This window comes from Prevotella illustrans (assembly GCF_017426725.1).
Lineage (GTDB): Bacteria > Bacteroidota > Bacteroidia > Bacteroidales > Bacteroidaceae > Prevotella > Prevotella illustrans.
In genome coordinates this window covers 113,239-128,354 of sequence record NZ_JAERMS010000002.1, presented here as the reverse complement: position 1 = coordinate 128,354, position 15,116 = coordinate 113,239, and the positions used below count along the sequence as shown (strand labels likewise).

Genomic DNA, 15,116 nt, shown 5'->3' with positions numbered 1-15,116 from the left:
CCGCTAAATAATTGCATTTATGTATAAACATTTGTTATTAATCGTTTCCACTCTGTTTCTTGCAGCCTGTGGACATGAGAGTCTGGAAGACAGAGCGAGTCGTGAATCCTCGGAGTTTACGGAGAAGTATTGTCCAACCCCTGTTTCTAACAATACACGCACCGATAGCGTCGTTTTCGATAAACAGACACGAACCTATACTTATTATTGCTCATTCTCAGACATGTTCGATGATAGCGATGTAATCAACCGATTTCATTCCAAAATACGAGACGGACTATCCCAAGGTATTATTGATAACACAAATCTGAAGGTATATAAGGATGCCGGATTTAACTTTGAATATGTCTGCCATTCGACACGGGAACCTAAAAAGATTCTCTTTAGGGCTGTGTTTACAAAGAAAGATTATCAGTAAATATTAATTTTAGGGCAACCCACAAGTGTGAATTGCCCTAAAATAATCTCTTCATGAGTAATACTGATGCCTATTTACCCATATATATTATTGTGTGTATAAGAATCTCTTGATACTCTTTTTGGGGGTCTTTTCAAATTCTTCTTCGTGGATTCTGATTGCGCTCAACTTACAATAAGCAGGCAGAACGGCATTCAAATCCTGTCGATTCTGCTCCATGACGTTATCAAGGTCTTCTTGATTCAGTCCCATCAGTTTTGCCTCATCAAAGTCTGGGAATACAAGACCGACAAGTTTGTCTCCTTCTTGAATAACAACACTTTCAACAACCATAGGCATGGAATTGAGCTGATCTTCAATTTCTTCAGGATAAATATTCTGGCCATTGGCGCCAAGAAGCATGTTCTTCGAACGGCCTTTGATGAAAACATTGCCATTTTCATCCATGGTTCCTAAGTCTCCGGTGTGATACCAACCTTCATTGTCAATGGTTTCCCGGGTCGCCTCTTCATTTTTATAATATCCCAACATGACATTGATACCACGTGCCAATATTTCTCCGGGAATATTTTTCGGATCCGGACTGTCAATTTTCACATCCATGTGGATTACGGCTTTACCACAACTGCCCGGTACAAAATCTTTATAATCTGAATAACAGATAATCGGCGCGCACTCCGTGGCGCCATAGCCTACCGTATATTTGAATTTCAAGCCATGGAGGAACTTTTCTACCTCTTGATTGAAAGCCGCGCCACCGATGATCACTTCGTAGAACTCATCACCGAAAGCGTGCGAAACCTGATCACAGATCTTTTCTCTGACTTTCTTATTGACAACCGGCATGTTAAGAAGAATCTTCATCTTATTATTCTGAATCTTTGGGAAGACCTTCTTCTTAATGATTTTTTCGATGACAAGCGGCACGGCAATGATAACCTTCGGCCTGACTTCGGCGAACGCCTGTGCGATAATGGCAGGGCTCGGAACGCGTGTTAAATAAAAGATGTGGCATCCTTTCAGGAATTCAAACAAGAATTCAAACGCCATTCCATACATGTGGGCCATCGGCAGAATACTAATTACCCTATCGCCTCTGTCAATATGGGCTCCCAAAACGTGCTCCGCAAAATCAGCGTTGCTCCAAATAGCACGATAGGGAATCATAACCCCTTTGGAGAATCCCGTCGTTCCACTCGTATAGTTGATAAGTGCCAACTCATTGGGAGACTCTTCTATGTAGTAGCTTACATGCTCCTTGCGAAAATATTTTGGAAATCTTTGACCGAATATCTCATTAAGGTGCTCACGCGCGTACGTTAATTTATCTGTTCTTGAAACAACTAACGAATAGTCGGGAATATAGATGATTCCTTCCAATCCCTGCATTTTCGTCGGATCAATCTGTGTGGCCACCACGTCACCGACAAAGAGGAGCTTGGCTTCACTGTGGTTAACGATATTGTGAATCTGGTCTGCCGTAAACTCATGGAGTATGGGCACTGCCACTGCGCCATAAGTAAGGGTTGCCAGAAATGCCACAGCCCAACAGGCACTGTTCCTGCCACAAAGCGCGATTTTGTCGCCTTTCACAACTCCACTGTTCTCGAACATGATGTGGAGTTTAACGATTTTGCGTGCTACGTCATGGTATTGAAGAGTCGCACCTTTGAAGTCAGTTAGTGCGTCAAGCTCCCAATTATTAATAATCGTTTTCTGTATTAACTCATTAAAACTGGGCACATTTTCCATAATCAATGAATTTTAATTATAATTTTGTTTTATCTTGTCTTTGTAAAAATCAGGCTTTGACCTGATAGAGGTAGCGTTTGATACTTTTCTTAGGCGTCTTTTGAAACTCCGTGTCATGAATTCTGATCGCCGACAGCTTTGCAAACTGGGGCAACATGGCATTCAGTTCCAGGCGGTTGTGTTCCATGATACCCGCAAGGTCTTCGTCGTTAAATTCCAAGGAATCCGTTTCGTCGTAATCAGGATAAACCAAACCAATGAGTTTGTCACCTTCTTGAATGACAAGACTCTCACTTACCATCGTCATTGAATTGAGCTTGTCTTCAATTTCTTCCGGGAATATATTCTGACCGTTTGATCCTAACAGCATATTTTTGATTCTTCCTTTGATAAAAACATGTCCATCCGGACTCATGGTTGCCAAATCTCCTGTGTGAAACCAGCCATATTCATCAAGAACGGCCTTGGTGCCCTCTTCGTTTTTGTAGTAGCCGGTCATCACATTGGCGCCTTTCGTGATGATTTCGCCAAGCTTATTCTCGGGATCATCGCTAAGAATCCTCACTTCCATATTGGCAACCGGAGTCCCACAACTGCAGGGCACAAAGTCTGTCCAATCGCTGAACGTTATCATTGGTGCCGTTTCCGTCGTACCATATCCCATTGTTATCGGGAAGCCTATGCTTGTCAGGAAACTCTCTACTTCTCTGTTTAGCGCGGCTCCACCGACAATGATTTCGTAGATCTTTCCGCCGAACTCTGCTTTCACCATCTCTACGAGACGTTCTTTGATTTTTTTGTTAAGTACAGGGATGTTCAGCAGAAACTTTACCTTGTTCGTCTGTAAGATCGGGAAGATTTTCTTCCTGACGATTTTTTCAACGATCAGAGGCACGGAAACCAACAGTGCCGGCTTGATGTCAGCACAGGCCTCCGCTATGAATGAAGGACTTGGAAGTCGAGTGAGAAAGAAGATGTGATTGCCAAAGCAAAATTCGAAAAGAAATTCTACCAGCAACCCATACATGTGGGCCATCGGCAATATTGAGAGCACATTGCTGTTGCTCTTGTCTAATTTTGTTCCGATAGCGTCTGTCAGAAAGTCTACATTACTGGCCAAGGCCCTGTAAGGAAGCATTACGCCTTTGGAAAATCCCGTCGTGCCACTTGTATAATTGATCATGGCCAGCTCTTCACTCGTATCTTGATGATACTTGACATGCTTTTTTCTGAAATATTTGGGATATTTATGACCAAAAATCTCATTGAGATGCTCACGGGCGTAGTTCAGTTTCTCTGTTCGAGATACTATAACAGAAAAGTCAGGAATGTAGATGATGCCCTCTAAGTGGGGCATTTCCGCGGCTTCTATTTCGGGAGCGGCAAAATCGCCGACAAACAACAGTTTGGATTCCGAGTGGTTTACGATATTGTAAACCTGATCGGGCGTGAACTCATGCTGAATAGGAACGACAACAGCTCCATAAGCGATGGTAGCCAGAAATGCTACAGCCCAATGTGAACTGTTTCTACCATATAACGCGATCTTGTCACCTTTTTGTATTCCGCTATTCTCAAACAATATATGCAGTTTCTCTATTTTGCGGGCTACATCGCGGTATTGTAATGTTGTTCCTTTATAATCGGTAAGAGCGTCTTTGTCCCAATTATCTAAAATGCTTTTTTCTATATACGAATTAAAACTAGGTATCGTATTCATTGCACAATCTTCAATTTTGTGTGCAAAGATAATATCTTCTTTGCGCAAAGCCAAAAAAAATGTGCAGAAAATCGTGTTTTTATCCGAATAAAAGTCGTTTGTCGGCAGTCGTTGTTCGGTTTGTCCTATTCGTTGTTCGATATTATCGCATGGCTCTATTCATAGCGCATGCTCTTCGACGGATGTATGTGTGAAATGAGGTAGCTGGGAACAATCAGGACGAAAACGCTGATCAGCAAAGTAGCAATATTGAGCAAGACCAACAGCGTCACATTGATTTCTACCGGCACTACATTAATATAATATATAGAAGGGTCGAGTTTGATAATACCGAATACTTTCTGGGTCAATACCAGGCCAAAGCCTATAAGATTGCCAATCATCAGACCTTTGCCTATGATGAAAAACGCAAACCAGAGGAAGGTATGACGGATTATACGGTTGCTCGATCCCAGTGCCTTGAGCACGCCGATCATGGCTGTCCGTTCCAAAATGATGATCAATAGTCCTGATATCATGGTCACTCCGGCCACGGCGATCATGAGGGCCATGATGATCCAGACATTAAGATCGAGGAGATCGAGCCATGAGAATATCTGCGGGCTGAGCTCCTGAATAGTTTTAGAGCTGTATGTTTCGCCGTATTTATCTACTGTCCGGTTTACATGCTTGACGATATAGTCTTCGGAAAGATCGATTTGGTCGAAATCGTTCACCATCAGTTCCGCGCCGCTTGCCTGATCGCTTTCCCATCCGTTGAGCTTCACGGCTGTATATAAATCGGTAAAGCAGATCGACTGGTCATACTGGGCCAGGTTGGTCTCGTAAATTCCCGAAATAGTAAACCGTCGCATTTTGATGCCCGCATTCATGTCAATAAAATAGGCAAAAATCTTTTGGCCGGTCTTCAACATGAGCTTATCAGCCATGATTTTCGAAATGAGAAGCTGATTGCTGCTCTTCGACGCGGAGAATTTTGGCAAGCTGCCCGATACGAGGTTATGATGAATAAATGTCGTGTCGTATTCTTCCGAGACACCCTTGAAAACAACACCCAGAAAGTCGGATTCGGTTTTGAGAATCCCCTGTTTCATAGCAAATCGCTGCACGTGTCTTACCCCCGGCACTTTCTTCAGCAGCCGCATCATGGAGTCGCCCATTTGGATGGGGTAGGATTCGGATGTTTGCAGGGTCATGAAGTCGGCAACTTGAATCTGGCTGCCAAAACCAATCACCTTGTTCCTGATAGAATGCTTGAATCCCAACACGACACAAACCGATACAATCATCACTGCCAGCCCGATGGCAACGCCTGCCATGGCTATGCGGATGGCCGGACGCGACACTTTCTTACGGTCGCTTTGCTCCTTAAATAAGCGTTTGGCTATAAATAGAGGGAAGTTCATAAGTTCTTGTCAATCTTCGTCTACTCTGCCCGGATAAGCGTCGAGTGCTTTTCTTAATATGACGAGCGCGCGCGCCAGGTCTTCTTTCTTCAGTACGTAGGCTATTCTTACTTGGTTGCGGCCGGCTCCCGGAGTCGTATAAAAGCCCGAGGCCGGTGCCATCATGACCGTTTCGCCCTCGTCGTTAAATTCCTTTAAGCACCATCTGCAGAACTTTTCGGCATCGTCAACCGGCAGTTTGGCCACCGTATAAAAGGCCCCCATCGGAATCGGAGAGTAGACGCCATGTATCCGGTTCAACCCATCGATCAGGCATTTCCGGCGTTCTACGTACTCGTCATACACGTCACGATAATAGCTTTCGGGCGCGTCGAGCGACGCTTCGGCAACGATCTGTCCGATCAGAGGGGGCGACAGCCTGGCTTGGCAGAACTTCATCACAGCCTTTCTGATCTGTTCGTTTTTCGTGATCAAAGCTCCGATTCTGATACCACATTCCGAATACCGCTTCGAAACGGAATCGATGAGAACCACATTCTGCTCAATACCTTCCAAATGGCAAGCCGATATATAGGGACTACCCGTATAAATGTACTCTCTATACACCTCGTCGGAGAAGAGGTACAGGTCGTACTTCTTGACAAGATCCTTGATCTGGTTCATTTCGTGCCTTGTATAGAGATATCCCGTAGGATTGTTGGGGTTGCAAATCATAATGGCCCTGGTACGGTCGTTGATCAGTTCCTCAAACTTTTCGACCTTGGGCAGCGAAAAACCTTCGTCTATGGTTGTCGCGATCGTTTTTATCTTGGCGCCGGCACTGATGGCAAAAGCCATGTAATTGGCATAAGCGGGCTCGGGAACAATGATTTCATCGCCGGGATTGAGACAGCTCATGAAGGTGAACAGCACGGCCTCACTACCACCCGAAGTAATGATGATGTCGTCGGCCGTCACGTGAATATCATATTTTTTATAGTAATCAACAAGTTTTTGCCTGTAGCTTAGATATCCTTGGCTTGGCGAATACTCCAAAACCGTTCGGTTGATATTCTTCAGAGCGTCTAAACCACATTGGGGAGTTGGCAGGTCGGGCTGACCGATATTTAGGTGATATACTTTGATACCTTTCTTTTTGGCTTCCATTGCCAAGGGTGCCAACTTTCTGATAGGAGATTCTGGCATCTCTATACCTCGAACTGAAATTTCCGGCATTTTAATTATACTTGATATGTCTTGGGTTATCTTCTGTGCAAAATTAAGAAAATTCAGTCTATTAACTGATGTTTTCCATCGCATTTGGGAAAAATTGACTTAAAAAATGACTGTTTTCTACCGGCACTTGCTCAAAGTAGCGTGAAAATACCGATTTTTCCTTGGAAAATTAGCCTTATGCTTTTCTTGGCCGCTTGCGGCCCTGATGTCTTTGAAAACAGCAATGAGAAAACCTGAATTATCTTTACATATACCATCAAAAAAGTGGCATTATTTGAAAAAGAAAAGACTTGGACGAAAATAAGCGATTTTTGCGCGACTTTATAAAGCGCTGATTATCAACATATTGTATTTTTATGGGTGTTTCTCCTTTGCTTTTTTACCTTTAATAGCTATGCTTTTAGGCCGTAATCGCGGCCCTTTTATCGGCAGAAAGCTATGCTTTGACCGTGTAATCGCTATGCTTTGAGCCGATAAAAGGACAGCTTTGAGCATAAAAGGGTGCAGAAATCGGCAAAACGAAGGCTTTTTCCGGCATGACGGCAGCTGAATGAGATGTTGCAGAAGTGTTAAAATAATGCGATTTTTTATAACAAAATCACGGGAGAAAGTTTAGGAAATGAAGTAGGATGCTTCATCACCGGTATGCCAGCCCCTTTGCCATAAACGATTGACAGATCTGTATGACTTTATCATTTATTGAAATCTTTTTGAGTTTCGGAATTTAATTGGTACTTTTGCGACACAATAACAATAAGCATATACAGAATGAGAAGTAGAACAAGTAGTTGGTTTGAAACCAAGATTCGTTATGAAAAAATGATGGAGGACGGTTCTCAGAAGATGACCACCGAACAATATGTTGTCGACGCGTTGAGCTTTACCGAGGCTGAGAATGCCATAATTGAAGAGATGTCGGCTTATATCACCGGCGATTTCAAGGTGCGTGATATCAAGATGGCCGGTTATGGGGAAATATTCTTCAGCGACGCGGACAACGATGACAAGTGGTACAAGATCAAACTTCAGTTTATCACGATTGACGAAAAGACCGAAAAAGAGAAACGCTCCACGGTAACCTATCTGGTGCAGGCGGGCAATCTGCCGTTAGCTGTCAAGCATATTGAGGAGGTGATGGGTGGAACGATGATTGATTATGTGATCAGCGCCATTCAGGAAACACAGATCATGGATGTATTTGAGCACAAATCGACAGTTTCGGGAAAGGAGAAAAACGACACTCCCGAATACGAAGAAGCCGAGGCGAAGGCTTGATGAATATTTAATTTGAGCGTTATGATAGATATTGCTTCCAATCTTCATGCCATCCTACAGGATATTCCCGAGGGAACCAAGCTGGTAGCTGTCAGTAAATTCCATTCCGTGGCGGCCATTCAAGAGGCCTATCGGGCCGGGCAACGGATTTTTGGGGAGAGCCGCGAACAGGAACTGCGCCAGAAAGTCCATGCGTTGCCGGAAGACATTGAGTGGCATTATATCGGTCATCTGCAAACAAATAAGGTAAAATATATCGTACCTTATATATATATGGTGGAATCAGTTGACAGCATGAAGCTTTTGGAAGAGTTGGAAAAGCAGGCCGCCAAGATTGACAAGACGGTCAAGGTGTTGCTTGAGATAAAGGTCTCGGCGGAAGAAACGAAGTCGGGACTGACCTTGGAGACTTGCAGGACTTTACTTGCGGATGGCGGCTGGCGTTCCTTGCGACATGTAGAGATTTGTGGACTGATGACGATTGCTTCCAATACGGATGATGAACGGCAGGTCGCGTCTGAATTTGACGTGGCGGATCGTTTCTTTGCGGAAGTCAAAAAGGCCTATTTCGCGGATGTTGCTTCGTTCTGTGAGAAGTCGTGGGGCATGAGCTATGATTATCGGACGGCCTTACTTCATGGCTCAAATATGATTCGTGTCGGCACTTCTATATTCGGAGAGCGTATCTATTGATATAATTATCGAAAAGAAAAAAGCTTGAAACCAGAACAAAACCGGGGTTCAAGCTTTTTTCTTTTTGATAGTATGTCTGTCAGAATTTAAAGTCCACTTCTACATCAATCATGTTATAACCGTGTTTGGCAAGAGTAGAACCGGTCTTATCGTTCACCCGTGCATATTCGACGTTGATCTGGAAGTTAGGATGAAACTCGTAATCGGCACCGATTTCACAGAAAGTCTTGGTCTTCGACCATTCGGCTGTAGGACGATATACATCGTAGCGGGCCTTGGCGTGAAACTTCTTTCGAATAATCGGGGCTATTACCAACGCGTAGTAGCCGTCGGCTTTGTTGCCTAGTTTGCTCAGATTACAATTCTTGCTATTTTCGTCATTTGTATTATTGAGCGTGGTAGAAAAGGCATTGCCCGTAGCGTGGATATACTCGGTGCGGAAAGTCCAGTCGTTTGTCAGGTATTCGCCACTGATAGCGTATCTGTGTTTGGGAAGCGACCTCACTCCGGAGTGTTCTTCTGTATCGCCTGTGTCTTTCCATTTGCCTTTACGGGCGGTAGAACCTTCCCAACCAAATACGCCTAAACGCATTCCTTTTACGGGCATAACCCATACGCCGCCAATGATATCTTTTCGCTGATCTACATCCTTGGTATTGATACCCTGCCCATTGAAGACGCCAACTTGATAATGGAGCAGATTTCTGCCGTCAGCATTGGGCAGGAAATCGCCTTGTATCTGCACGCCGATGTCGCGTCCATTGCTGGCATGTTCGCCCGTTCTATCGCTAAAGCCGGCCAGTTTCAGCACATTCTGTGAATAACTCATGAAACCTTGGACAATGGGATGGAGTGGATTTTCAAAGGAGAAAGGACGCTTAAACTGTCCTATTTTCACTTTAAACGCCGTATAGCGTTGCCATTCGGCAAACAAATCTACCACGCGCGGACTGCTTCCAAGTGTCGATGTGTTTCCATTCAGTTGAACTTGTGCTTTCCAATAGAACTCGTTCTTGATTTTACCTTCCAACGCCAAACGAAACATGCGCAGATTAAACGAATTGGCTTTGGCACCTTCCTGATCACTATATTGGTATTGTGTCATGCCATAGCCTGAAAGTTTGATGTTGTTGAACCAAGATGGTTGTTTCTCTTGAGCCTCCGCAGTCATGGCCACTGCCAACAAGGCTATTAAAATACCTTTTTTCATATGAATATATTTGTTATTTCTTTTCTAATAATACAACATTCTCTACGTGTGGCGTATGAGGGAACATATCGACAGGTTGCACCTTAACGACCTTATATTTAACGTCCAACAAGGCTAAATCTCTGGCCTGGGTAGCCGGATTACAACTTACATAGACAATTCTGGCAGGCGCGGCATTGAGAATGACGTTGACAACATCGGGGTGCATTCCGGCTCTCGGCGGATCGGTGATGATGACATCGGGGCGACCATGTGTCTTGATAAAATCATCGGTGAGAATATCTTTCATATCGCCGGCATAGAACAATGTGTTTAAAATATGATTGATTTCGCTGTTTACCTTGGCGTCTTCGATCGCCTCGTTGACATACTCAATACCAATGACCGCTTTGGCGTCTTTTGCCACAAAGTTGGCTATGGTCCCTGTGCCGGTATATAAGTCGTAGACAAGCTCTTTGCCTGTAAGTCCCGCAAAATCGCGGGCAACGCTATAGAGTTGATGGGCCTGATCTGTGTTGGTTTGATAAAAACTTTTCACGCCGACCTTGAAGCGAAGCTCTTCCATCTTTTCATAGATAAAATCTTTGCCCCGATAGGTCAGAATGTTTAAATCATTGAACGTGTCATTACCTTTCTGGTTGTTTACATAAAGCAAGGAAGTGATTTGAGGGAACTGCCGAGCAACGTGTTCAAGCAGTGTCAGACTTAGTTGTTCGTCTTTCGGCCGGTCGTAATGAAACTGGATGAGAACCATCCATTCTTCCGTGTTGCTGTTTCTGATCAAGACATCGCGCAGCAACCCACACTGCTGACGGATATCATAAAAGGTCATTCCAAGGAGGTTAGCTTCTTCAAAGATGTAGTTTCTGATTTGGTTATGTAAATCATCCATCAAATAACACTTGCTGATAGGATATATTTTATCGAAAGCGCCCTTGATATGGAAGCCGATGGCATTGTTTGCCACAATATTATCACGAAGCTGTGGCCCTTCATCGCCTTTAGGAGGCAGGCTATTAAGTTCTTCACGGGTAAACCAGCGCTTGTTGCTGCACCCGAATTCGATCTTGTTTCTGTACTCAAAGATGTTGACTGAGCCTATGATAGGGCTGATTTCAGGAAGTTCTACCTTTGCGATGCGGGTTAGTTGGTCGTACACTTGCTGTTGTTTGGCTTTTAATTGTTGGTCGTAGGGTAGGTTCTGCCAAGTACATCCACCGCAAATACCAAAATGTTGACAAGGTGGGGTAGCTCGAATGTCACTTAACTTTTTGTATTTGACAACAACAGCTTCACAGTAATGATGCTTCTTCTTCACAATCTGTAGGTCAACAATGTCGCCGGGAACCGCGTAAGGGACAAATACGACCATGTCGTCTACCCGAGCCAGGGATTTACCTTCGGCCGCAATGTCAGTAATTACAATATTTTCTAAAACAGGGAATGTTTTCTTTTTTCTTGCCATAGAATCGATTTTCGATATACAAAAATACTAAAAACAGCTTAACTGCTTATGCTTTGACCTTATCTTTTTTCGTGTTGTGTACGCAAACACGGCTAAATGCAATGTCGACATTGCAATTTTTAATATAAAAGTTTGCCTATCTTTTAGAAAACCTATATATTTGCAGCCATAAAAATGACTAATATATACGATTATCAAATCTATCATGACAGAAAAAAGAGTATACACCTTTGGTAATGGAAAGGCCGAAGGTAATGCGCAGATGCGTGAACTGCTGGGTGGAAAAGGCGCCAACCTGGCCGAAATGAACTTAATCGGAGTTCCTGTTCCTCCAGGCTTTACGATTACGACTGACTGCTGTAATGAATATTACAAAATCGGTCAGGAAAAGATCATTAAGGTGCTTGAAAGTGAAGTGAATGGTGCCGTTAAGCATATAGAGAATTTAATGAACTCTAAGTTTGGTGATACGACCAATCCGCTCCTTGTAAGTGTGCGTTCCGGCGCTCGTGCTTCCATGCCGGGAATGATGGATACCATTCTCAATCTGGGACTCAATGATGAAGTTGCCGAGGGATTGGTGGCCAAAACCAACAATCCCCATTTTGTTTACGATTCATATCGCCGCTTTGTGCAGATGTATGGTGACGTGGTTCTGGAAATGAAACCGGTCAACAAGGAGGATATAGATCCGTTTGAAGAAATCATTGAGGAAGTAAAGGCAGAGCGTGGCATAAAACTTGACAAGGACCTTACTGTAGACGAACTGAAGAAACTGGTTAAATTATTTAAGGAAGCCATCAAGGAGCGTACGGGCAAGGACTTCCCTAATGATCCCATTGAACAGCTTTGGGGGGCCATTTGCGCCGTGTTCCGCAGTTGGATGAATGATCGTGCCATACTTTATAGAAAGATGGAAGGAATTCCAGACGAGTGGGGGACTGCTGTTTCCGTAATGGCAATGGTATTCGGCAACATGGGTGAAACCTCTGCTACGGGTGTATGCTTCAGTCGTGACGCAGGAAATGGTGAAAACCTGTTCAACGGAGAATATCTTGTTAACGCACAGGGCGAAGATGTTGTGGCCGGAACTCGCACTCCACAGCAGATTACCAAGGTGGGATCATTGAGATGGGCTCAAAGAGCTGGTATCTCAGAAGAAGAGCGTGCAAGCAAATATCCTTCCATGGAAGAGGCTATGCCTGATATCTTTGCGCAACTGAATGATATTCAAGAAAAGCTCGAGCACCATTATCGTGATATGCAGGATATGGAATTCACGGTACAGGAAGGTAAACTTTGGTTCTTACAAACAAGAAACGGTAAAAGAACAGGTTCGGCTATGGTAAAAATTGCCATCGATCTGCTTCATGAAGGAATGATAGATGAAAAGACAGCGATACTACGCTGTGAACCAAATAAGTTAGACGAACTGCTTCATCCCGTATTTGATAAACTGGCATTACAGAAGGCTAACGTAATCACGCAAGGACTTCCCGCTTCTCCCGGTGCGGCTTGTGGCCAGATCGTCTTCCACGCTGATGACGCGCAGGACCGACATGCCGATGGTCACAAAGTAATTTTAGTAAGAATCGAGACCTCACCCGAAGACTTGGCAGGCATGTCGGCTGCGGAAGGAATCTTGACTGCACGTGGTGGTATGACGTCGCATGCGGCAGTTGTAGCCCGTGGTATGGGGAAATGCTGCGTTTCCGGTGCCGGTGGTATTAACGTGAGCTACAAGGATAAAACCGTAGAGATTGACGGTCAACTATACAGAGAAGGTGACTACATTTCTTTGAATGGTACGACCGGACAGGTGTATGCAGGAGAAGTTCCAACAAAAGCCGCAGAATTAAGCGGTGATTTTAAGGAGTTGATGGATCTCTGCGATAAGTACACCAAACTGCAGGTGCGTACCAATGCCGATACTCCCCATGACGCGAGTGTTGGAAGAGCTTTTGGAGCCAAAGGAATCGGCCTTACCCGTACGGAACACATGTTTTTTGATGACAAAAAAATCATCGCAATGCGTGAGATGATTCTGGCAGACACACCAGAAGGCCGAGAAAAAGCACTCAATAAACTGCTCCCGTATCAGAAAGCGGACTTTAAAGGAATCTTAGAAGCCATGGATGGACTACCGGTTAATATCCGTTTACTGGATCCTCCTTTGCATGAATTTGTTCCTCATGATTTAGTCGGCCAACAGGTAATGGCAGATGAAATGGGTGTAGACTTGTCTACGATACAACGTCGGGTAGCCTCTTTGGCTGAAAACAACCCAATGCTGGGACATCGTGGTTGCCGTTTAGGCATTACTTTCCCGGAGATTACGGCCATGCAGACCAGAGCAATTATCAGTGCCGCCTGCGAACTGAAGAAGGAAGGCAAGAATCCTAAACCGGAAATTATGGTACCATTGATTGGTACAGTGGCAGAATTCCGTCAGCAGAAGGCCGTCATACTAAAGAGTGCCCGTAGAACATTTGACGAGTACGGATTCAAGTTGGAATTTGAAATCGGTACGATGATTGAAATTCCAAGAGCGGCTCTTACCGCTGATCTTATTGCTTCAGAAGCACAATATTTCTCATTTGGTACCAATGACTTAACCCAGATGACGTTTGGCTATTCACGTGATGATATTGCTTCATTCCTGCCCGCATATCTTGACAAGAAGATTTTGAAGGTAGATCCATTTCAGGTATTGGATCAAGAGGGGGTTGGCCAGTTGATTCACATGGCTGTAGAAAAGGGTCGTCGTGTGCGTCCGAATATCCGTACGGGAATCTGTGGAGAGCACGGAGGAGAACCAAGCTCTGTGAAATTCTGTGCAAAATTAGGTATGAACTATGCTTCATGTTCACCGTATCGTGTACCAATCGCACGACTTGCAGCGGCGCAAGCTGCCGTGGAAGAGTAACAACCTTTACATTTTACACTAAAACAATAACGAGGATAAAGTCCAAACTAATTTGGCTTTATCCTCTATTTTGTTATATGAAGTATGATAAAGCGCGGATAATTAGCCGGTAAATTATGAGACAAAAAAAATTGATTGTCTCACGACAACCAATCTTTATTAACCTTAATAATCTAATACCATGAAAAACACATTGCAAATTTAGCCTTTATAATTGAATGGACAAAGCTTTTTAAAAGCAATATTGTTTCATTAAACATTAATTAAATGTTTTCCCGTTCCATTTAATGGTTGTTTGCAAAAGATTAGTGTTTATATCTTTCTTTTCTGTATTTGTCACCATAGTGACTGACCTATGTATAACTAATATATCATCGTTGATGTCTAACGACATCCAAATCATAACCGGATCTGAAATATAGGTGGAATCATTTGTAAAAGAGGTGAGTTTGCTTTCCGTGACAGATGGACTACTTATTTGAGCAACGTTGATTGGCAATAAGGTCCAATTCTGGTCGTAGAAATATATCTGACTTTCTTTATTCTCGTCACCATAAGTTTTTACCACACAGAGAATGCTGTCATTATTGGCGTATGGCAAAAGCCGCATCTCTATCGAAGAACAGGGAGTTAGGCTTACGTGTACATAGTTGGATGTAAGCGTGTCCATTTTACATTCACCCTGTAATTTATTGGTTACGGTAGCCTGAACATGCAGATCGTTGTAATCAATAAATTGAAGGCGGTCGTTAGCATTTAAGTATGGAATAATGGAGTCGGGCATTGTCAGCCATAAATCTTTCATACTTTTAGCATATAAAGTATTGTTTATGGCTATGAATAGTAGTATAAAGATAAATAATTGTTTTATCAGTCGCATTGTACAGACATAATTTATAGACTACAAAATTAAATAATAATTCTGATAACGTCTCTTTTTTATTGAATTATTAATGATTTGACTTTTAAAGATAAAAAAGTATATTTATTTTGCGTAGTATTAATAATATATTAATTTTGCAGGGAATTACATATT

The 15,116-nt window shown here is 43.4% G+C and carries 11 protein-coding genes; 4 read left to right on the top strand and 7 right to left on the bottom strand.

The features are described 5' to 3' along the window. The first annotated feature begins 19 nt into the window (after positions 1–19). Positions 20–418: a hypothetical protein gene (locus JHU38_RS01365; protein WP_107582475.1), complete on the top strand. Its 399-nt coding sequence runs from the start codon at positions 20–22 to the stop codon at positions 416–418. A gap of 87 nt (positions 419–505) precedes the next feature. Here JHU38_RS01365 and JHU38_RS01360 read toward each other — a convergent pair whose 3' ends face one another. From JHU38_RS01360 to JHU38_RS01345, 4 genes are all read right to left on the bottom strand, one after another. Beyond that, positions 506–2,170, bottom strand: coding sequence for an AMP-binding protein (locus JHU38_RS01360; protein WP_107582476.1), 1,665 nt, complete (start codon positions 2,168–2,170; stop codon positions 506–508). Between the two features lie 49 nt (positions 2,171–2,219). Continuing rightward, positions 2,220–3,890 (bottom strand): AMP-binding protein, encoded by a 1,671-nt coding sequence (locus tag JHU38_RS01355; RefSeq protein WP_107583120.1) that lies wholly within the window; start codon positions 3,888–3,890, stop codon positions 2,220–2,222. Positions 3,891–4,045: 155 nt separating this feature from the next. Continuing rightward, entirely contained in the window at positions 4,046–5,296 is a 1,251-nt protein-coding gene (locus tag JHU38_RS01350; protein WP_107582477.1) for an ABC transporter permease, read from the bottom strand. 9 nt (positions 5,297–5,305) lie between these two features. Further along, positions 5,306–6,511 carry a pyridoxal phosphate-dependent aminotransferase gene (locus tag JHU38_RS01345; protein ID WP_107583121.1) on the bottom strand — a complete coding sequence of 402 codons (1,206 nt, stop codon included), beginning with the start codon at positions 6,509–6,511 and terminating at the stop codon, positions 5,306–5,308. Positions 6,512–7,279: 768 nt separating this feature from the next. Between JHU38_RS01345 and JHU38_RS01340 the strand changes: the two genes are divergently transcribed. Then, the gene (locus JHU38_RS01340; RefSeq protein WP_107582478.1) at positions 7,280–7,786 is read left to right on the top strand and encodes a DUF4494 domain-containing protein; all 507 of its coding nucleotides are present in this window, start codon (positions 7,280–7,282) and stop codon (positions 7,784–7,786) included. A 21-nt stretch (positions 7,787–7,807) separates the two neighbouring features. After that, the gene (locus JHU38_RS01335) at positions 7,808–8,479 is read left to right on the top strand and encodes a YggS family pyridoxal phosphate-dependent enzyme (RefSeq protein ID WP_107582479.1); all 672 of its coding nucleotides are present in this window, start codon (positions 7,808–7,810) and stop codon (positions 8,477–8,479) included. A 79-nt stretch (positions 8,480–8,558) separates the two neighbouring features. Here JHU38_RS01335 and JHU38_RS01330 read toward each other — a convergent pair whose 3' ends face one another. Together JHU38_RS01330 and rlmD are read right to left on the bottom strand one after the other, a co-directional pair. Further along, positions 8,559–9,689: a porin gene (locus JHU38_RS01330; protein ID WP_107582480.1), complete on the bottom strand. Its 1,131-nt coding sequence runs from the start codon at positions 9,687–9,689 to the stop codon at positions 8,559–8,561. Positions 9,690–9,702: 13 nt separating this feature from the next. Next, on the bottom strand, positions 9,703–11,154 hold the full coding sequence (rlmD, locus tag JHU38_RS01325) for a 23S rRNA (uracil(1939)-C(5))-methyltransferase RlmD (protein WP_107582481.1): 1,452 nt from the start codon (positions 11,152–11,154) through the stop codon (positions 9,703–9,705). A gap of 205 nt (positions 11,155–11,359) precedes the next feature. Here rlmD and ppdK point away from each other — a divergent pair, with 205 nt between their 5' ends. Then, the gene (gene ppdK, locus JHU38_RS01320; protein WP_107582483.1) at positions 11,360–14,080 is read left to right on the top strand and encodes a pyruvate, phosphate dikinase; all 2,721 of its coding nucleotides are present in this window, start codon (positions 11,360–11,362) and stop codon (positions 14,078–14,080) included. 259 nt (positions 14,081–14,339) lie between these two features. On the opposite strand, the gene JHU38_RS01315 is transcribed toward ppdK, so the two are convergent. Continuing rightward, positions 14,340–14,960 (bottom strand): DUF3256 family protein, encoded by a 621-nt coding sequence (locus tag JHU38_RS01315; RefSeq protein WP_107582484.1) that lies wholly within the window; start codon positions 14,958–14,960, stop codon positions 14,340–14,342. Positions 14,961–15,116: the final 156 nt, after the last annotated feature.